The sequence below is a fragment of the Pseudodesulfovibrio nedwellii genome, from assembly GCF_027923765.1.
GTDB classification, from domain to species: Bacteria; Desulfobacterota; Desulfovibrionia; order Desulfovibrionales; family Desulfovibrionaceae; genus Pseudodesulfovibrio; species Pseudodesulfovibrio nedwellii.
In genome coordinates this window covers 1,051,326-1,071,204 of sequence record NZ_AP026709.1, presented here as the reverse complement: position 1 = coordinate 1,071,204, position 19,879 = coordinate 1,051,326, and the positions used below count along the sequence as shown (strand labels likewise).

The 19,879-nt window shown below is 49.5% G+C and carries 20 protein-coding genes; 15 read left to right on the top strand and 5 right to left on the bottom strand.

From position 1 onward, the window contains the following. The 11 genes from SYK_RS05230 (at position 1) to SYK_RS05180 (ending at position 10,881) form a co-directional block, all read left to right on the top strand. Positions 1-1,548, top strand: a complete 1,548-nt coding sequence (locus SYK_RS05230) for a monovalent cation/H+ antiporter subunit D family protein (RefSeq protein WP_281762547.1) — start codon at positions 1-3, stop codon at positions 1,546-1,548. A gap of 10 nt (positions 1,549-1,558) precedes the next feature. After that, the gene (locus SYK_RS05225) at positions 1,559-1,819 is read left to right on the top strand and encodes a hypothetical protein (RefSeq protein ID WP_281762546.1); all 261 of its coding nucleotides are present in this window, start codon (positions 1,559-1,561) and stop codon (positions 1,817-1,819) included. Continuing rightward, the gene (locus SYK_RS05220) at positions 1,809-3,605 is read left to right on the top strand and encodes a Na(+)/H(+) antiporter subunit D (RefSeq protein WP_281762545.1); all 1,797 of its coding nucleotides are present in this window, start codon (positions 1,809-1,811) and stop codon (positions 3,603-3,605) included. Before SYK_RS05225 ends, SYK_RS05220 begins: the two co-directional genes overlap by 11 nt. Positions 3,606-3,631: 26 nt before the next feature. After that, the gene (locus SYK_RS05215; RefSeq protein ID WP_281762544.1) at positions 3,632-5,164 is read left to right on the top strand and encodes a complex I subunit 4 family protein; all 1,533 of its coding nucleotides are present in this window, start codon (positions 3,632-3,634) and stop codon (positions 5,162-5,164) included. Positions 5,165-5,177: 13 nt separating this feature from the next. Further along, a complete protein-coding gene (locus SYK_RS05210) occupies positions 5,178-6,626 on the top strand; it encodes an NADH-quinone oxidoreductase subunit N (RefSeq protein WP_281762543.1) in 1,449 nt (482 codons plus the stop codon). A gap of 407 nt (positions 6,627-7,033) precedes the next feature. Further along, a complete protein-coding gene (locus SYK_RS05205) occupies positions 7,034-7,801 on the top strand; it encodes a DUF1538 domain-containing protein (protein ID WP_281762542.1) in 768 nt (255 codons plus the stop codon). A gap of 10 nt (positions 7,802-7,811) precedes the next feature. Further along, positions 7,812-8,600, top strand: a complete 789-nt coding sequence (locus tag SYK_RS05200) for a DUF1538 domain-containing protein (RefSeq protein WP_281762541.1) — start codon at positions 7,812-7,814, stop codon at positions 8,598-8,600. Then, positions 8,597-8,944, top strand: a complete 348-nt coding sequence (locus tag SYK_RS05195) for a P-II family nitrogen regulator (protein ID WP_281762540.1) — start codon at positions 8,597-8,599, stop codon at positions 8,942-8,944. The genes SYK_RS05200 and SYK_RS05195 overlap by 4 nt, the downstream gene beginning before the upstream one ends. A 39-nt stretch (positions 8,945-8,983) precedes the next feature. Beyond that, positions 8,984-9,379, top strand: coding sequence for a CBS domain-containing protein (locus tag SYK_RS05190; RefSeq protein ID WP_281762539.1), 396 nt, complete (start codon positions 8,984-8,986; stop codon positions 9,377-9,379). Between the two features lie 365 nt (positions 9,380-9,744). Beyond that, entirely contained in the window at positions 9,745-10,290 is a 546-nt protein-coding gene (locus tag SYK_RS05185) for a type I restriction enzyme HsdR N-terminal domain-containing protein (protein WP_281762538.1), read from the top strand. Between the two features lie 342 nt (positions 10,291-10,632). Further along, positions 10,633-10,881 carry a hypothetical protein gene (locus SYK_RS05180; protein WP_281762537.1) on the top strand — a complete coding sequence of 83 codons (249 nt, stop codon included), beginning with the start codon at positions 10,633-10,635 and terminating at the stop codon, positions 10,879-10,881. Between the two features lie 13 nt (positions 10,882-10,894). Here SYK_RS05180 and SYK_RS05175 read toward each other — a convergent pair whose 3' ends face one another. Both SYK_RS05175 and SYK_RS05170 read right to left on the bottom strand, forming a co-directional pair. Beyond that, a complete protein-coding gene (locus SYK_RS05175) occupies positions 10,895-11,113 on the bottom strand; it encodes a ferredoxin (protein WP_281762536.1) in 219 nt (72 codons plus the stop codon). Positions 11,114-11,227: 114 nt separating this feature from the next. Then, the gene (locus tag SYK_RS05170; protein WP_281762535.1) at positions 11,228-12,241 is read right to left on the bottom strand and encodes a DUF933 domain-containing protein; all 1,014 of its coding nucleotides are present in this window, start codon (positions 12,239-12,241) and stop codon (positions 11,228-11,230) included. 123 nt (positions 12,242-12,364) lie between these two features. On the opposite strand from SYK_RS05170, the gene aroL reads away from it, so the two are divergent. Genes aroL through aroC form a run of 4 tightly spaced genes read left to right on the top strand, consistent with a single transcriptional unit; the run spans position 12,365 to position 16,047 of the window. After that, positions 12,365-12,886 carry a shikimate kinase AroL gene (gene aroL / locus SYK_RS05165; RefSeq protein ID WP_281762534.1) on the top strand — a complete coding sequence of 174 codons (522 nt, stop codon included), beginning with the start codon at positions 12,365-12,367 and terminating at the stop codon, positions 12,884-12,886. Between the two features lie 45 nt (positions 12,887-12,931). Further along, entirely contained in the window at positions 12,932-14,296 is a 1,365-nt protein-coding gene (locus SYK_RS05160) for a TrkH family potassium uptake protein (protein WP_281762533.1), read from the top strand. A 17-nt stretch (positions 14,297-14,313) separates the two neighbouring features. After that, a complete protein-coding gene (locus SYK_RS05155) occupies positions 14,314-14,973 on the top strand; it encodes a potassium channel family protein (RefSeq protein ID WP_281762532.1) in 660 nt (219 codons plus the stop codon). Between the two features lie 9 nt (positions 14,974-14,982). After that, positions 14,983-16,047 carry a chorismate synthase gene (aroC, locus tag SYK_RS05150; RefSeq protein ID WP_281762531.1) on the top strand — a complete coding sequence of 355 codons (1,065 nt, stop codon included), beginning with the start codon at positions 14,983-14,985 and terminating at the stop codon, positions 16,045-16,047. Here aroC and SYK_RS05145 read toward each other — a convergent pair. From SYK_RS05145 to SYK_RS05135, 3 genes are all read right to left on the bottom strand, one after another. Beyond that, the gene (locus tag SYK_RS05145; RefSeq protein WP_281762530.1) at positions 16,044-16,652 is read right to left on the bottom strand and encodes a DUF2238 domain-containing protein; all 609 of its coding nucleotides are present in this window, start codon (positions 16,650-16,652) and stop codon (positions 16,044-16,046) included. The genes aroC and SYK_RS05145 overlap by 4 nt on opposite strands. Positions 16,653-16,655: 3 nt before the next feature. Next, positions 16,656-16,994, bottom strand: coding sequence for a hypothetical protein (locus SYK_RS05140; protein ID WP_281762529.1), 339 nt, complete (start codon positions 16,992-16,994; stop codon positions 16,656-16,658). Positions 16,995-17,134: 140 nt separating this feature from the next. After that, complete coding sequence (locus SYK_RS05135; protein WP_281762528.1) at positions 17,135-19,822, bottom strand: M16 family metallopeptidase; 2,688 nt, start codon at positions 19,820-19,822, stop codon at positions 17,135-17,137. Positions 19,823-19,879 lie beyond the last annotated feature (57 nt).

Genomic DNA, 19,879 nt, shown 5'->3' with positions numbered 1-19,879 from the left:
ATGATGGAAGGCGTAACTACATATAGTCAAATTCTTCTGCCGGTGGTGATCACTCTCCTTGTGCCGCTTTTTATCTACCTCGGACGAGGGGATGAGAACAGGCGCGAGGCCATGAGCTTCATCGGCGCGTTTCTGACGTTCGGATCGGTGCTTTGGATGGCGCCGAAAGTATTGGGCGGCGAGGTGTTGTACTATCAAGTCACCACCATTATGCCTGGAATAACAATAGCATTTGCGGCCGACGGACTGAGCATGGTCTTTGCTCTGATCGCGCCGTTTCTCTGGTTCTTTGTAACCAGTTATAACATTGGTTACATGCGGGGGCTGAACGAGCACGCACAGACCAGATATTATATCTGTTTCGCGGTGGCTATCTTTGGTGCCATCGGTGTGGCTTTATCCGCCAACGTGTTTACACTGTATCTCTTCTACGAAGTGATTACCGTATTTACCTACCCGCTTGTTTATCATCATGAAGATCAGGCTGCCAAGATTGGCGCTCGCAAGTACATCGTTTACTTGATGGGTACCTCCAAACTCTTCCTCCTGCCTGCAATGGTGCTTACCTATGTGTTGGTTGGTAACTTGGACTTTAACCTTGGAGACATCCAGAACGGTATGTTCTCCGCAGAAGTCATTGCCGAGCATCCCAGATTGGTGGCTCTCACCTACTGGTTGTTCATCTTCGGTATCGGTAAGGCGGCTCTTATGCCGTTCCACAACTGGCTTCCCTCGGCCATGGTCGCACCGACTCCGGTTTCGGCTTTGCTGCACGCGGTGGCCGTTGTTAAGGCCGGTGTCTTTTGTGTCTGCCGCATCGTGCTCTCGGCCTTCGGGACCAAGACCGCTGCCATGCTGACCATGAGTCAGGTTTATGTGGGCGCACCCGGCACCTGGCTGGGTGATTTGAGTATCGGACTGGGGACGGCCTATATTGCGGCTTTTACCCTGACTGTTGCTTCGTTTATTGCTTTGACCAAAGATGATATCAAGGCGCGGCTGGCTTACTCAACAGTAGCCCAGCTTTCTTACATCGTTGTCGGTGTAACCATGCTGGTGGATTCGGCTATACAGGGTGGTGTCATGCACATCGCTCACCATGCCTTTTCCAAGATCACACTCTTTATGGCTGCGGGTGCCATTTATGTCGCCTGCCACCTGAAGAAGATCAGCCTCATGGATGGTCTGGGACGCAGAATGCCGCTCACTTTCGGTGCTTTCGGTATCGCCTCCCTGTCAATGATCGGCATGCCGCCCGCTTGCGGTTTTGTCTCCAAATGGTACTTGATCAACGGTACGCTTGATGCGCACCAGTGGCCGCTGCTTGTCTTACTGCTTCTCAGTACGGCATTGAACGCCGGTTACTTCGTGCCCATCCTGTATCGTGCCTTTTTCAAGGCTCCCAAACCGGAGGCCAATATCGGGCAATACAACGAGCCGTCCATGACCATGGTCGTGCCGTTAATGATTACGGCATTCATCTCGGTGTTCTTGGGTTTGTATCCGCAGACATTCCTGAACTTCGTCAACGTTCTCGGCAAGTTCTAGGGGGAATGATATGAGTCAAAAAGGTTTGGGCGGATTACTCGCCAAATGGAGAGACAACTGGAAAGCGTGGAGAATCATTTTCTTCGTGACGTTGGGAGTACTTTTGGTGCTCAACGTTCCATTTGTCACACATCACCCGCACTTTGGTCTCGATAAGTATCCCGGGTTCTTTGCCGGATTTGGTCTTATCGTGGGGCTGGCCATGGTTATCATTATGAAAAAAGTGGTTCAGCCGTTTATAGCCAGGAAGGAGGACTATTATGGAGACTAGTATGTTCATCCATCCCTCCATGGCCTTCCTTGCTTTGGCCCTCGTTGTGCCTTTCGTCCCCAAATCGCTTTGGATGAACAAAGCGTTTCGTGGCGCTCTGGCACTGCTTGCACCGCTTATCGCGCTCTATTCCATCTTTACGGTGGAACCGGGCACGTATGGTGCTTTGGAATATCTTGATCAAGCTCTGGTACTGGGGCGTGTGGATAAATTGTCCATCGTCTTTGGCCAGGTTTTCTCGGTTATTGCGTTTATAGGCGCTATTTACGGCATGCACGTCGAGGACAGGGGCCATTATGTTTGCGGTTCGTTGTATGTGGCAGGCGGCTTCGGCTGCGTGTTCGCCGGCGATTTGCTGACGGTCTTCCTGTTTTGGGAACTTATGTCCATCGGTTCCACGTTCCTGATTTGGCAGGCCCGGACTGAAGAGTCAGTGGGTGCCGGTTTCAGGTACTTTGTGTACCATACCGTGGGCGGATTGTTTTTGCTCGGCGGGTTGCTGCTCAAGTACAAGGCCACAGGAAGCTTCGCTTTCAACGCAGTGGATCCCTCTGGGGCCCATCTCTACGACTGGTTGATTCTGATTGGTTTTTGCGTCAACGCCGCTGTCGTGCCTCTGCATGCATGGTTGCCTGACGCTTACCCTCGTGCATCCATTGCGGGTGCGGTGTACATGTGCGCCTTCACCACCAAAACGGCAGTCTATGTGCTGGCACGTGGCTATGCAGGATGGGAAGTCCTCGCTATCGCCGGTACCTGTATGGCTGTTTTTGGTGTTTTGTACGCGTGTATTGAAAATAACGCTCGACGGATTTTGTCCTACCACATTGTCTCCCAGGTGGGTTACATGGTGGCGGGTATCGGCATCGGTACGGCCATGACGCTCAACGGCGCAGTGGCTCATGCTTATGCCCATATCCTTTATAAGGGACTTTTGTTTATGGGTACCGGCGCGATTCTTTATTCGGTCGGTACTGCCAAGCTGGATAAATTGGGTGGGCTTGCCTACAAGTTGCCCTGGGTCATGGTTCTGTACATGATCGCAGCCCTGTCCATCTCCGGTATGCCCCTCTTCAACGGCTTTATTTCGAAAACCATGACTATCGCCGGTGCGGCTGAAGCCCATCGTACGATTCTGGCTCTCGGAATGGAGATTGCCGCAGTGGGTACATTTATCTCCGTCGGTATCAAGCTCCCGTACTTCGCGTTCTGGGGCGGTAAAAAAGAATATGTTGGTGAAGTCAAGCCACTGCCAGTCAACATGTATGTTGGTATGGCAATATGCGGCCTGCTTTGCATCGCTCAAGGTGTTTACCCTCACATGCTGTATCAATATCTGCCTTTCCCGGTGGAACATGCATTTGAGCCCTGGCATCTCGATAAGGTCATTAACTCCGGCCTGCTGCTCGGTTTCTCCGGCTTGGCCTTCTACTTGACCCGCGAGATCATTACTCCGCACGCGAAGCTCAACCTGGACTTCGATATCTTCTATCGTTTCATCGGCACCACGCTCATGCGTGTTGTCTGTTGGCCGATTTCGAAGGTGGATGACGTTTGGACCGAGGTTTACAATACCATTGGTTTGCGTTCGCTTATCGGTATGGGGGATGGCACTTCTTGGTTTGACAAGAAGGGCATCGACACAGTGGTGGACGGCAGTGCTTACACTGTCAGGAATATCGGCAGGGCAGGGGCGAAAGTCCAGACTGCCAATTTGCAGGATTACCTGGCATTGGCCGCCGTTCTCGGCTTGGGCATCTTCGCCCTGGTTTGGTACTTCGGCTAAGCCGGACAATCTAAGGAGAGCTAGTTTTGGACTTCGGATATCCGGTTCTTACGATACTGATAGCATTCCCGCTGGTCGCGGCATGCGGACTCTTCTTCCTGCGGTCGCCGCAGGTGGTACGCTACTATACTATGGCAGCGTCCATTATAGAGTGTCTGCTGGCCATACCTTTGACCGGCTTTACAATGAACGCTGAATTCCAGTTCGTCGAGAAAATCGACTGGGTCCACAAATGGGGACTTCAGTACTACCTCGGCATAGACGGAATCAGCATACTCATGGTCCTGTTGACCATCGCGGTCCTGCCGCTGTGTGTCATGTGTTCATGGACCTACATCGGCAAACGGGAGAAGGAATTTCACTTCTGTTTGCTGTTCATGACCTCTGCGGTCCTCGGCGTTTTCTGCGCCCTGGACCTGGTCCTCTTCTACGTGTTCTGGGAAGCCATGCTTATCCCCATGTACCTGCTTATTGCAGTTTGGGGTGGCGATGATCGTCGATACGCATCGCTCAAGTTCTTCCTGTATACGTTGGCAGGTTCGACTCTGCTCCTGGCAGCTATCGTTGCATTCAGGATCACGGGTGGTACCTTCTCCATCCCGGAACTCATGAACATGAACTTTAGCTTCCGCTTTCAGTTCTGGGCTTTCTTGGCAATGGCTTTGGCCTTCGCCATTAAGGTCCCCATGTTCCCGTTCCATACATGGCTGCCCGCAGCGCATGTTCAGGCGCCTTCGGCCGGTTCCGTCATCCTGGCGGCTGTCCTGTTGAAGATGGGAACCTACGGTTTTCTGCGCTTCTGCCTGCCGCTGACTCCGGCTGCCAGTGAGTACTTCGCCCCCATGATGATTGCGATTTCCATCGTGTCCATCTTGTATGGCGGAGCTATCGCACTGGGACAAACTGACATTAAAAAGCTTGTCGCTTACTCTTCAGTAGGCCATATGGGCTTTGTTACTCTGGGCATCTTCCTGTTTAATCAGCAAGGTGTTCAAGGTGCGCTTTTCCAGATGCTGAATCATGGTATAGTTACAGGCGCACTCTTTATGTTGATTGGTGCTGTTTATGAACGCAGTCACAGCCGTGACATCAAGGACAACTTGGGCCTTGGCAAATATTTGCCTGCCTTCATGTTCTTCTGGGGCTTCATGGCTCTGGCATCGTTTGGCTTTCCGGGAACCAACGGGTTTGTCGGTGAAATGCTGGTGTTGACCGGTGCATTTAAGTCGTCCGTCGTGATCGGTTTCTTTTGCATCCCCGGCGCATTACTGGCCGCAGCCTATATGTTCCGTGTGAGTTTGAAGATGGCTTGGGGCAGACCTAGTTCCGCCAAAACATGGCGTGATCTCAATGCTCGTGAATGGATCATGTTGACCATTCCTGCCGTATTCGTACTCTGGATCGGACTGGTTCCTGCTCCGTTCTACAAGATCATCAATCCTTCAATTGACAAGTTGTTGGGTGATTTCGATAAGCGAAAGGTCGTTTCCATCGAAACTGAACAACCGTTGCAAACTGCTGCCGCTGACGTTTTGAACGTCCTTGCGGGCAAGAAATAGGGGGGATTGAGACGTGAACTTCCATCTCACTGCGCTTGTCCCGGAACTGTTCTTCTTTTGTCTTGTTCTGGTCCTTCTGGTCCAGTCTCTCGGCAACAGGGAGTGGAAACCTCCGGTTGAAAAATGGATCCCCTTTGGTGCGGGACTCGCCTTCTTTGTAGCCATCACAGGTTACGGCCTTCACGGAACTATGTTCTGGGATGTGTATAAAGTTGATTTGATGTCCCAATTCTTTAAAATAGCGATTGCGTTTGGCTTTTACGTGACAGTGCTTAATGCCTCGCGTCAGCCGACGCTTGCTGAAGGTAAACGGGCCGACTACTACATGTTGCTCGGCTTCTCCACCTTCGGCTTGATGATGCTCGCTTCCTCCGTGGAGTTGATCACTATCTATCTGGCCTTGGAGCTGGCTTCTTATTCCATGTATGCAATCATTCCGCTGCGCGCTAAGTCCAAAGGCGCGGCTGAAGCAGGTATCAAGTATATTATGTTCGGTGCCGTAGCCACGGCATTGGCCCTGTATGGCTTGTCCTACATCATGGCCTCCCAGCATACTACGTACATCGCCGAACTTATGAACAAGTCCTGGTCGTTTGCCGACCAGCCTATGGCCGTTGTTGGTCTGACCTTGTTCCTGACCGGTATGTTCTTTAAATTGGCTTTGTTTCCGTTCCACTTCTGGTGTCCGGATGTCTATCAGGGAGCCAGCAACGAGACGGCCGCATTCGTGGCCACCATGCCCAAGATGGGTGCCATCGTGGTCCTGTGCCGTCTTGCCGTGCTGCTCAAACCCGGTTTGGAAATTACCACGATCATTGCGATCCTTGGTGCTTTATCCATGACGTGGGGTAACCTGTCCGCACTGGCCCAGACAGATCTCAAGCGTCTGCTCGGATTTTCATCCGTGGCACACGCCGGGTATATCATGGTCGGTTTGGTCAGTGGCACTCCCGAGGGTGTCGGTGCAGCCGCATTTTACGGTTTGGCCTATCTGATCATGAACCTGTTGGTATTCTGGATTGTCAGTCGTGTAGCCGTTGATGGCCGTAATTTGAAATTGAATGATTTGAACGGTCTGTATAAGAAGGCGCCGGTGCTTGCATTTTCGCTTGCAATCGGAGCCTTTGCTCTTGTCGGCTTGCCGCCGACCATGGGCTTTATGGGCAAGTTCTTCCTGATCACGTCTGCATGGGATCATGGATATAACTGGCTGGTCATCACCTTGGTGTTGAACTCCGCTATTGCCATTTACTATTATCTGAGTCTGTTCCGTCACGCCTTTACTGAAGAGACGGCACCCGGCGATGTCCCGGCACCGGATAATAGCTGGTTTGCATCCGCAGGTGCAGGTATGTTGGCAGCAGCCGTTTTGATCATTGGTATCATTCCGGCACCAATGTTCAACTTTGCCATCGCAGCTGGTGAAAGCCTGTTCGGCATTGTCTCCGGCGGCGGTCACTAGTCCCTGATAGTAAACGAATAACTACCGCCCGGTTTGGCTTTATGCTGAATCGGGCGGTTTTTTGTTTTTTTGCTGATACTTATTGTCTCACCGGGGTAAAACATCCCTTTATCATATTGTTTGCAGTATAAATGGCTTTAATGTGTGGTTGAGGATACTTTATCGGGAGATTATGTTCCGCGCGCATGGAGAAGCTATCCAATTCAATGAGTGCAATGGGAATAAATTAGTTGGTTTTCTGTGTTTTAATTTCCCACAATTTGAGTATGTTATGCGGCCATTCCTGATTTCATAACGATTATGTTTCTAGCAACATTCATTGTGGAACAACTTTTGTAATAGTTAAAGTTTGACGAAAATTCTTATTTACAGTTTTTTTGCCAGCAGGAAAGGAAGCAAATCAGATCATGAAAACACAACTGATGTCATCTCGACTAGGCATTGTTTTTCGTGGCGTAGGGAAAAAACTATGGAGCTCATTCACGGACTTATTACCGATTATTCTGGTTATCGCTTTTTTTCAAATAGTAGTTCTTAAGCAATCATTACCAGACCTTGGCAATGTGCTTTTCGGTGGGCTGCTCGTAGTTTTTGGTTTGACGCTTTTTATTCAGGGCCTGGAGATGGGGTTGTTCCCTATCGGTGAGAATATGGCTCATGCATTGGCTCGGAAGGGGAGTTTGTTTTGGCTATTGACCTTTGCTTTTGCCCTTGGTTTTTCGACAACTGTCGCTGAACCGGCCCTTATAGCAGTCTCTGCTGAAGCTGCAAGTATTGCGGCGCAGGGTGATCTTATAGCATCGAACGAATATTCCATGAATCGGTATGCATTGGGCTTACGGCTCTCTGTAGCTTTTTCTGTGGGCGTGGCCATTCTTATTGGGGTATTGCGCATTCTTCGTGGCTGGCCTGTTCATTATTTGATTATTGGAGGCTATGTTATTGTCATGCTGATGACTCTCGTTGCTCCAAAAGAAATCGTTGGTATTGCGTATGATGCCGGAGGTGTCACTACTTCGACTGTTACTGTTCCTCTGGTTGCTGCTCTTGGAGTCGGTCTTGCCTCGATAATTAAAGGGCGCAGCCCGTTACTTGATGGCTTTGGACTCATTGCCTTTGCATCCTTACTCCCCATGATTTTTGTCATGGGATATGGTTTGTTTGTTTTTGGTTGAGTGAGTAAATATGACGATCTTGATGGAATTTTTAGAGACTTTGTTGGTCACTTTTCGGGATATACTTCCGATAGTGATTTTGATCGTGTGTTTTCAGCTTTTTGTTTTGCGACAACCTATTCCCCACCTTCGTCGACTTGTGTTGGGTGGAGTGTATGTGGTCCTTGGCCTCACTCTGTTTCTTATTGGTCTTGATAAGGCCCTTTTCCCTGTTGGGAAAATCATGGCCGCACAGCTTTCACATCCGTCATTTATTTGTTCGAGTGGAGATTTGTCCGCAATGACTTGTTGGACATCTTACGGCTGGGTATATCTTTTTGCAGCGATGATTGGTTTTTCAACAACTATTGCTGAACCCTCTTTATTGGCAGTTGCTATTAAGGCGAGTGACGTTTCTGGTGGCGTCATCAGTCAGTGGGGGCTACGGATTACTGTTGCGGTGGGCGTTGCGTTGGGAATTGCATTAGGTACTTTTCGTATCGTCACGGGTACCCCGTTATATATGTACATTTTGGCAGGGTATGTCATAGTGATTTTACAAACATTTGTGACGCCGAAAAAAATTGTTGCCCTTGCATATGACTCTGGCGGGGTGACGACTTCCACTGTCACAGTACCATTGGTGGCTGCTCTTGGTCTTGGTCTATCAGAGGCCGTTCCAGGCAGAAATCCGGCTTTAGATGGGTTTGGTCTTATCGCGTTTGCCAGTCTATTTCCGATAATAACCGTCATGGGGTATGCCCAATATACAGATTGGGTAGCCCGTCGAAAGGCGAAGCAACATAGGAGAAGCCTATGAAATTCAAACTTATCCTCGCATCGGTCAAGACGCATATAACAGATTCCATTGTTGATGCTGCCAAGGAAGTTGGGGCAACCGGTGCGACCATTATCACCGCACGCGGTACCGGTATGCGAGAGGCTCATACCTTTTTTGGCCTGACACTTGAGGACCAGACCGACATTGTGCTTTTTTTGTTGGAGGAGCATACGGTCAAACCTGTGCTCAAAGCCATCGAGACTGCTGGACAGTTTCATGAGCCGGGGACGGGCATAGCGTTTGTTTTGCCTGTTGAAGATGTTATTGGCATGGAAAGTCAGATTGAGCGTTTTAAGGAAAAGGTTCGCGATTCATATTTTTAATACGGAAGAAGTGTTTCCGGGAAAGAATAAGGAGGATGAATGTCACCATCTATAGTGCGAGTAAGAGACGTCATGCACCCTGAAGTCCTATGTGTTGATGGCATGGCGTCGGTCAAAGATGCTGCGGCCGTGATGCGAGCAAACAATATTGCTGAATTGCTTGTCAATAAACGCAATGAAGACGACGCATGGGGCATTATTACAGTAATGGATCTTGTCAAAGATGTTATTGTACCTGGCCGTGAAGGCGAGGATGTTAGTGTATATGAGGTGATGACAAAGCCTGTTATTACTGTTCCCGCGACCATGGATATTCGGTATGCCATTCGTTTGATATATCGTACGGGAGTTCACCGTGCACCGGTGGAGCACTTGGGCGAGATAGTCGGGATGGTAACGCTTTCATCACTTATTCTTGACAGTAACATAGTGTAACAGTGAGTCTGTAAAAAAGGGCGAGTGCATAGTGCTCTTGACAACGGGCGACACCAGAGAGGTAACACCATGTGGGCATTTTATTCTGCTTTTCAGGCAGCTCTGGATTTGTGGCGCAAATGTCCGGTTTGCGGAAAAGTCCAAAAGGTGAAGCTTTGCTGTAAGGGAAAGACTGTTCAATGTAGCAATTGTGATGCCCCCATTCCTGCTCCCAAACACAGGCTATGATTTATGGGGACTTTTCTTTTCATCAATTTTTCTACTTATATTACGGGATAGCCGGTAGATGCTTTGTCGAAAGAGTAATTCCCCCCTTGCTTATGATTTGGGGGAGAGTTATTTATTGTGTATAAGGATGTGATTCAATGCATGAAACGAGTTTGGGCGGAACGCTCCGTGATTATTTGAGTGGCGACGAAATTGACGAGACAACTTTCGAAGAGTTTCGGCAGTTGCTCGTAAAGTTGTTAGTGGAAGAGAAGGGATATCCCAAGGATCGGATCAAGGCCAAAGTTCTGCTGTCCTATAGTGTGGACGGTGAGAATTTTGAACGGCCAATTGATTACGTGCTTTACGATGAACAGGGTAAACCTATTTTTATTATTATGTTCTGTGCCGGAAATGTCGGGACTTTTGAGCGTGAGACCGTGTGTGCGGCTCGACTTGTTGATGGCGGACCTGTGCCGTATGCCTTGGTCACTGATACCATGGATGCGTCATTGATGGATGTGAAGAGTGGTGAGAGGATTGCTTGGAGCATGGACGCAGTGCCTGATTACGCAGATCTGGTTGATATGGTGGCAAAAGTTGAAATGAAACCATTGACGGATGAGCAGCGTGAAAAGCAGACCCGTGTATTTCATACCTATTGTGGATTTGTTTACGGAACATGTTGTAGCGAGTCCTGTTAGTTCTCATCCGGGCCGTTGAAAAATTAGGAATCCGTTTGGATGAATTATATTGAAAAAATGACAGCAGGTTTGGCCTGGGCGGTATGATGTTTTTTTCATCGGTCATATTTGGCCTTTTGTGTGGATTCATGCTGTCTTTTGAAGTTGTTTTGGTCGCTTTTCCCTTTCAAGTGCTTTTCCTTCTCTTTTTATCTGGTTTTGTCTTGAGTGTAGGAGATTGATCAGTCTTATCCCCGATGCTCCTGTGTTGATAACAATTTCGTTGGGTGTTCTGACTGGTTTGTGGGCACGCAGGTTTATACTATGGCTGAATATTGAAAAATTTATTTACCAGAAGTTCGGATGGATGGTGGGCTGAAAAAGAAATGGAGTGCGGCGAGACCATATAATCAACGAATTGTCATTGAACTGGTTAATGGAAAAGATTTCCAGTTTGAGAACGTACTACATCGGGTTGCCCATGCAGTTGTCGGGAAAAGTGATGTGATTGAGGTCGAAACAAAATTGGTCACGCGTATGCCGATTGAGGCAATGCGTGACCAGTTGATAGGACGTTGGCAAAGAGCCACTGAAGAGATGTTAAAAAATTGAGTTCTTATATTTACTAGCAGTCCACAAAGACGATACAGCCTTCAGGGCATGAATTCATGATGTCCCGAACCTCTTCTTCAGTCACCTTTGAGCGACAGACATAAGGCATGTCGAGATTGTCGTCCCATTCAAAGACATCCGGGTTCATTTCGATACACCCCTGACATAGGCGGCAATCACCTAACTCGATTCCAATTTCGCGGTGCTTTGTGCAAGTGTTTTCGTTTGTCATAATTTGATAATAGTTATTACATGCAGGTTTGGCAACAAAAAAACGCTGCATTACAGCGTTTTTTTTATTACATTGAAAATAACCTGAAGATTCCGTCGAAATGCAGTATTCGTTTTACACATTGAATCGAAATTCAATGATATCTGCATCTTTAACGATGTATTCCTTGCCTTCCAACCGAGCCTTGCCCGCATCCTTGACCTTTTTGAAATCACCGAATTTTAGGAAGTCGTCATAGCCAATAACTTCGGCACGGATAAATCCCTTTTCAAAGTCAGTGTGGATGACACCGGCTGCCTGAGGCGCTGTGGAACCGACACGTACAGGCCATGCGCGGCACTCATCTTCGCCAGCGGTCAAAAAGGAAATAAGTCCAAGCAAATGGTATGTCTTGCCGATGACCTTATCCAGTGCTGATTCGGAAATGCCGAGGTCTTGAAGGAACATGGCCTTTTCTTCGGGATCATCGATTTCGGCGAGTTCACGTTCAAGCTTTGCCGCTACTGCGATGTGGGCCATGCCGGTGGTTTCTTCGGGTAATTCGACCCCAGCCTCTTCGCCTTCGGGGCAGTTCCATGCATAAAGTATCGGTCGGGCAGACAGAAATTTGTAGCCTTTGAGTTCTGGCAGGGTGGAGATTTCTTCATTGGTCCTGAGCGCTTTTTCTTCTTCAAGTAGGGTCAGAGCTTGTTGGAGTGCATCCTGTTCTTTGGGGTCAACCAATGCCTTGTTTTTTTTGCCGTCGGCTTCGAGTTTTTCGAGTCGTTTTTCGATGACAGCCATGTCTGTAACCATCATGTCGGCCTCGATGGCTTGCCATTGTTGTTGCGGGTCGTTCATGCCTGAAAATGCATCCAGAACACCAATAAGACAATCGTAGGGGCGCACTTCATTGAGTACTCGATTTCCGAGTCCGGTGCCTTTGCCTCCGCCTCCGGGGATGTCGAGATATTCTATCTCACTATAGGTGATTTTTTTAGGATTGAAGAGCTGAATCAACGGGTCAAGGCGAGCGTCTGGAACTTTAATCATGGCCCTGTTCCCTGCGGCAGCAGCGTCCGGGCCTGCCAGAGCTGCGAAAAGATCTGTTTTGCCTGAGCCAGAAAACCCGAAAATAGCAGTCTTCATATACGCCTCCATTCATTGATATCGTTTGAGTGGTCGGAGCCTATCAGCAATTGTCGGAATTGGAAAATATGTAATACGCTTGAAAGATTGAAGCCCGCGCCGTTTTCCACTACGGTCCCTAGCATGGACTTACAGCAGAATATATTTCTTATTGGGCTGCGCGCGTGCGGCAAGACGAGTGTCGGGCGGCTGCTCGCAGATCGTCTCGGCATTGATTTTGTGGATACGGATCATGCTTTGGTGCAAACCGTAGGCGTAGAAATCGCGGAATACGTGGAGCGTCACGGATGGGATGCTTTTCGGGAGCGTGAGAGTGAGACTCTACTCCGTGAAGCCATACCCGGCGGGCGTGTCATAGGGGGTGGCGGTGGTATTGTTTTGCGAAAGGAAAATCGTGCTATCTTGCATGGGGGCATTACAATCTATCTTAAGGCTGACGCGGAAGAATTGGCTCGTCGGTTGATGAATGATCCCAATGAGAAACAGCGTCCATCCCTGACGGGGAAATCCGTAGCCGATGAGGTGCGTGAAGTCTTGATCGAACGCGCTCCATTATATGAAGGGTGCGCTGATATCGTGACGAATGGTGTGAGCATCAATGAGGTCGTCGAGCAAATCATCCGTGAGCTTGGGCGGCTTTCCTGACCGTTTTGACAGGATATGCTGACAGGCATATACATGTGATTGCTCATGCGCGCTAAATTATTTTCTCCATACTGGCTGCCTGTCTGGTTCTTTGGTGGAACCATTCTGATCGGCGCATTCATCCTGCATCTTGACGCAAGTCATCCCGGCGGTTCGCTTTCTTTTGTGGATGCGCTTTTCACTGCGACGTCCGCCATGTGCGTTACCGGCTTGGCCGTGGTCGATACTGGCTCATATTTTTCCACCTTTGGGCTGGATGTGTTGTTGGTGCTCATCCAGCTTGGCGGCCTGGGGATCATGACTTTCACCACGCTTATTATTCATCTGCTCGGCAAGCATGTGTCGTTGAATGATCGTATCGCCGTAGGGCAGAGTTTGTTGCGCGATCCATCATTCAGCTTGCCCAAATTCTTGGCGCGAGTTGTGTTGTGGACATTTTTCTTTGAAGGAGCCGGAGCTGCAGCGCTCTGGGCTATGGACCCGGTGGGGTTTGCTCCTTATTCCGCAATATTTCATTCCATCTCCGCTTTTTGTAATGCCGGCTTTTCTCTGTATTCGGATAGCTTGACGCACTGGGCAGGCCATGGCGGGGTGAATTCAGTTTTCATGATACTCATTACCGTCGGTGGTCTGGGGTTTTACGTGCTTATCGATTGTGCGTCTTATTTCAGGAAGTTGACTGTTCGGCTGGTGCGGAAACGGCAGGCCATGCCAAAATTGAGTTGGCATTCATCCGTTGTACTCAGTACGTCATTGTTTTTGGTGGTGGTTGGTGCGGTGGTTTTTTATTTTGCCGAAGGAGCTGCCGGGAATGCTCCCGCAGATTTTTCCGAACATTTATGGACCGCACTTTTCCAGTCTGTGACATGTCGAACTGCCGGTTTTAATACGGTTGATATCGGCAACATGGCCAATGTATCATTAGTTTTCATGATGCTGCTCATGCTTATTGGCGGCTCGCCCGGTTCGTGTGCGGGTGGTATCAAGACTACGACATTTCGGGCTTTGTGTGGATTTGTCTGGGCGCAGTTTCGAGGGCGTGAGCAGGTTCAGTTGGGGCGATTTGCATTGACGCAGGGCGCGTTGAATAAGGTTATCTCGTTAACCACCATGACATTTATTTTAGTTGCTGTTGGAACCATGGTGTTGACGGCTCTTGAGAGCGGGGACAGCTCGTACCTCATGGCGCGTGAAGAATTTATTCTTAATATGTTTGAGACCGTTTCCGCTTTTGGTACGGTAGGACTTTCAACCGGCCTGACTCCCTTGCTTGATGATGTGGAAAAAGTGACGGTTATCATACTTATGTTTGTCGGGCGACTGGGACCAGTATGGCTGTTGTCGGCTCTTCAGAGCTGGCAGACTGAACGGCGGTACAAGGTGCCTACTTCCAATTTGCCGTTTGGATAGAATTTAAGGAGAAGATCATGGCGGGTAATAATGAAGTCGGCGTCATAGGACTCGGCAAATTCGGATTCGCATTAGCCAAGGCTCTGACCGACCTTGGACAAGATGTGGTCGGTGTGGACAATGATGCAGAAAATGTCCGCCGGGCGCAGGATACTCTGGCTCAAGTGTATGAAGCTGATGCCACGGATGAGAAGACGCTTAGTCAGATTGGATTTCAGGATCTTGAAAAGGTTATCGTGTCCACGGGTGATTCCATGGAAGCGAGTATCCTTGTTGTGCTGAATCTGCAAACCATTGGCGTAAAAAATATATGGGTCAAGGCGTTCAGCCAGGAACATGAGCGAGTGCTGTACAAGCTGGGTGTGCCATTTGTAGTCTTTCCCGAGGCGTTTGTGGCATTTCAATTGGCGCATCGTTTAGCAGTGCCGGGATTGCATGAATATTTTGGACTTGGCAATGATGTGGCAACTCGTGAGGTCGTGGTGGATGACTGGACGGGAAAGACCTTGCGGGAACTCAATTTAACCAATGCCTATCAGGTGCAGGTTATTGCTTTTCGTCATTCCGGGGAGTCGGAATTTCGTTTTGTTCCACAGGCAAATCGGGTGCTGGAAAAGGGGGATGTACTTGTCCTGCTTGGAAAGACCGAAGATATTATTCAAGTCGAAAAATTTTAGGGAGTGGACATGAGCGGCAATACATTCGGTAGCATTTTTCGATTGACCACCTTTGGAGAATCTCATGGTCCCGGACTTGGGGGCGTGGTCGATGGTTGCCCTGCAGGAATCCCCCTTGATGAATCCATGCTTCAATTGGAACTTGATAAACGCAAGCCCGGGCAGGGTGGACTGGCTTCAACAGCGCGCAAGGAAGCGGATAAGGTCGAGATATTATCCGGTGTTTTTGAAGGCAAGACCACTGGTACATCCATTGGGTTTACCATCCCCAACACGAACCAGCGTTCACATGATTATTCCACGATTAAGGACGTATTTCGGCCCGGTCATGCCGATTATTCCTTTACAGCCAAGTATGGTTTTCGTGATTATCGCGGAGGCGGTCGTTCGTCGGGGCGTGAGACAGTCTCTCGTGTCGCCGGAGGAGCCATTGCCCAAGAGCTTCTACGAAGCGAAGGTATTGCCATTTATGCCTATACCGTGGAGTTGGGCGGTATCCCTGTGAATGCGTATGATTTTGAAGGTGCACAGGATCGTCCCTACTTTAGTCCTGACCCTGATATTGTTGATGTCTGGAATGATCGGGTGAAAGACGTAAAGTCTCAGGGTGATACCTTGGGTGGCGTGGTGGAAGTTCGGGCTACATCAGTTCCTGCCGGACTCGGTGAGCCAGTGTTCGACAAACTGGATGCACGACTTGCCTATGCCCTTATGTCTGTGGGGGCGGTCAAAGGTGTGGAAATTGGTTCCGGTATGAATGCGTCCTGCTCACTGGGGAGTCTCAACAATGACCCCATAGGGCCTGATGGATTTTTGTCTAATAATGCCGGCGGTATTCTTGGTGGAATCTCATCCGGTCAGGATATCGTGGCGAGGGCATTCATCAAGCCTATTCCGTCCATTTCGCAGGAACAGAGTACTGTCACCACCGATGGAATTGCTACGTCTCTTTCTATTGGTGGCAGGCACGATATAGCGGCTATTCCGCGCATTAATCCTGTGCTCAAGGCCATGATGGCCATGACCATTGCGGATATGTTGCTGTTGGATAGAAGGTTGGGCGTACGCGATTAATCGTCGGCCCGGATTCCTGAGAATCTGAACAGAATGAGTGTGGTCACGGCACCGAGAGTGTCCGCGAGCATGTCAGTCTGGGCATCCCATATGTCACCCTGTGACCCGAGGAACTCGATTCCGGCATCTCCGCCAGCCATGACTGCGTACCACCATTCGATGACCTCATATCCTGCGGCCAGCGCCATGATGGCGAACAGGCTAAACAGATAAATCACGACAGGTTTCGCCAGTCGTTTGCGGGTCAGAAATTCTGCTATGGGAAATGCGTAGAAGCCGATGGAGTAATGTCCTAATCGGTCAAAATGATTGCGCTCGAATCCGAAGAAATCCGTGATGAAATCAAAAGGTACGTTGGCAAAAGTGTAATGACCACCAATGGTGTGCAGGATAAGCCAGCAGGCCATCAGTCCATATGCAAGATTGGAGAATCTGAAAATCTTGAAGGTCACGACCAGCAGCAGGAAGATAATGATGATCGGTAGATTTTCTGCCCACCAGACGTCACGCATCACCGGATTGATAGCGAGAATTCCCCAGAGCAGAGTGAAGGCTGCGGCAAGTCCGTGCGGGAAATAGCGGAAAAAGGGGCTTTCGTTGTCCATGGACTATTTGACTTTTTTCATGCGGACGGCTGTGCCGTAGCAGGAGTAGTACTTATCGCCTTCAGGATGAAATGACACAGTTTCGCGATAGCCGATGATGGCGTCAGCGTTCACGTCAATAGCTTGAGCCATGAGGCCGTAAAAGGCATTGTCGAATACGTAGCTGCGGCAGACGATCAGGCCAAATGCGGACAGAATCTCTCGTCCCGGAATGGTTTCGGTGGTCATGATTTTTATCTTGCCCGCCATATACATGTCTTTGGCGAGTTTCATGCGTTGGTCGACTTTGACGTCTTCTCTGGCGATGTTGTGTCGTTTTTGTGAGCCGAAAATGAGTGACATATATATGGTCCCCTTGGATTTGGTGCGTTGTATTGCTTGAAGATATGTAGCGCGGAAAAGGGGATATGGGCAAGTGTTCAGAAATGTAAAGGCCGGGAGTCATCTCCCGGCCTTGTTGTATCTGTTTGAGGTATATGTAGCTATGGCGTGACTTTCATGATGTATGCCTTGTCAACGGTCATATATTTTTTGACCGCTTCCTGAATGTCTTGAGGTGTGACATTTTTGGCGTGTTTAATGAGTTTTTCTTCATAGTCACGATCAAATCCGCGAGCCATGAGACTGGCCGCTTGACGGCTTCGAGAAATCAGGGATTGGTGATCCTGATAGTAATTGCCGACAATGATGTTTCTGGCGCGTTCCAATTCGACTTCCGGGAGCGGGGTGGCTGCAAGGTCTGCAAGCACCGTTTTGAATCCGGCCATCGATTGATCGACCTTGTCAGGGCTGGTGCCGATGTACAGGGCGATGAATCCGGTGTTTGTGCTTTGCCAGAACATGGATGTGACGGTGTAGGCGAGTCCCTGCTTGTCTCGCAGATCGCGGAAGAGCAGGCCGGACTGACCGGATAGGGCCGTCTTGAGCATTTCGAAATCGGCAGATATTTTCATGTCGGTTTTGCCGGGAGTGGGGAAGAGCATCAGAATATGCGACTGATTGCGTTCCGGCAGTTGCATGGTCATTTCCCGTTTTTTGCCCCATTCAGGTGTGGTGAATTCGTACGGTTTGTCCTGTGCCGTCAATGTTTCGGCTATCTTGGTGGCGAATGCCTCAATGGCCGCCTGATCGTACTGTCCGCAAACAGCCAGTGTGAAAGGCTGCATGGACTGCCTGTTCCAGAAGCGGATGATATCCGCATTGGTGAAGGCTTCCACTTCTTCGGGTGTCCCTTGATGCAACAAGGCGTAAGGACCTGTCTTGTACAGGAAGGGGAAGAGATGACGGAAGGCAAGCCCCATGGGCTGGTCTTCACTGCGCTTTATACCCGCAATTTGATCCTGTTTAGCCCTGTTGACCTCGGTTTCGTCAAAAGCCGGTGATGTCAACGTGTCGCTAATGAGCGGTAATATTTTGTCGGTAAATCGGGTGGGGAATTTGCATTCAACGGCAAAGACGTTACGGCCTGCGGTGGAACCGAGGCTGGCCGCGTGGTCGGACATGAAATCCTGAATTTCAGTGGCAGTCATTTTCATGGTGCCTCGAGTCAGTCCCGTGGCGGTCAAGGAAGCGAGTCCCTGCTGTTCGGGTGTCAGTTCGCCATCACCACCGCTCCAGTACATGCTCATGGCGGTGTACGGCAGGGTTTCGTCGGGCAGGAGCACGAGTTTGCTGCCACCAGGCAGAGTAATCTCCGTGGGGGTCTCTGTCAGTTTGACAGCCGCTTTTTTCTTGAGTGCATCCTTTACGGGCCATTCTTTATTGGTAATGGCCGTCAGATTCTTTGCAGATATGCCATTGCCTTCAGGTACAAGTATGGCCACAGACAACTGGTCGGGACGGATGAATTCGTCGTAGACATTTTTCATTTCGTCGCGTGTGACCTGACTGAGTGCGAAGAGATAATTTTTTTCGGCCTGTTCACCATTTTCAAAGAATTGGAAATATCCAATTTTGCTGGCAAGACCGGACAGTGTTTCCTTGGTCAGGAACAGGGAGTCTTCAAGATTCAGTTTGGCACGCTCGATTTCGCGATCCGTGAATTCCGTGGGATCGAAGGTTGCCAGTTCGGTCATAAGTTCGGACCAGAACTGATCGACTTTGTCCGCATCAAGGATGGCGTGGATGTACATCATGCCGCCGCGCTCAAGAGAGAGAGGCGACACCGAAATGCTGTCGACCAACTGTTCTTCGTATTTAAACTTTCTGTACAGGCGAGAAGTATCGTCTCCACCCATGAGTTGTGACAGCAATTCAAGACCGGCAATTTTGCCGGACGAACCGTGCGGAATGGGGAAGGCGGCTCCAAGGTAAACCTTGTTCCAGTTGCCACTCATTTTGACGACCTGCGGGCCGGAACCTGTTTCCGGGATCGCGATAGCCTCGGGTGGGGTGAAGGAACGGGTGTTTTCCAGAGAGCCGAGCAGTTTGTTGGCTTCAACCAGAATCTGATCCGGGTCCACTTTGCCAGTTACGACCAGAAGCATGGACTGCGGCTGATAGTGATCGGCTATATATTTTTTGATGTCTTTCTGCGTAAAGGATTGGACAGTCTCCCGATAACCGATAATGGGCCATTCGTAGGAGGAGTCTTTCCAGATCATGGACTGCAGGGTCTTGAAGAGTTTACTGCTCGGGGTGTCTTCACCACGTTCCAGTTCTTCAAGGACAACCTTTTTTTCGCTTTCAAGCTCAACCGGATCAATGGCCGGATGAAAGGCCATGTCAGTGACTACGTCCATGCCGAGTGCCCATTTGTCGTCGGGTACTTCTACATAATAGACAGTGTAGTCAAAGCTTGTGGCTGCATTGAGCATGCCGCCTGCGGATTCAATTTGAAGAGCTGTTTCGCCGGGACCGCGTTTCTCGGTTCCTTTGAAGACCATGTGCTCAAGCTGGTGGCTGATGCCCGCGATTTCGGGAGTTTCGTAGGCACTTCCCGCGTGGACATACAGTCGAACGTTGACCAACGGAAAGCGGTCGTCTTCCTTGATGAGCACGGTCAGCCCGTTTTTAAGCTTGACGATATTTGTGTCACCCTGTGTGGTTGTGGACAGGGTGGTCTTCTGGACAGGCGTGAAATCGGTGGTCTGTGTTTTATTCATGTGTGTTATTTGGCAGCCGGTTGCGATCATGGTCAGACCGGCCAGCAATAATAATGTTCGGAACATGGGCAGTCTCCATATGGTTCATCATGTTCGAGAATGGTCAGTTTGTTTCAATGGTTT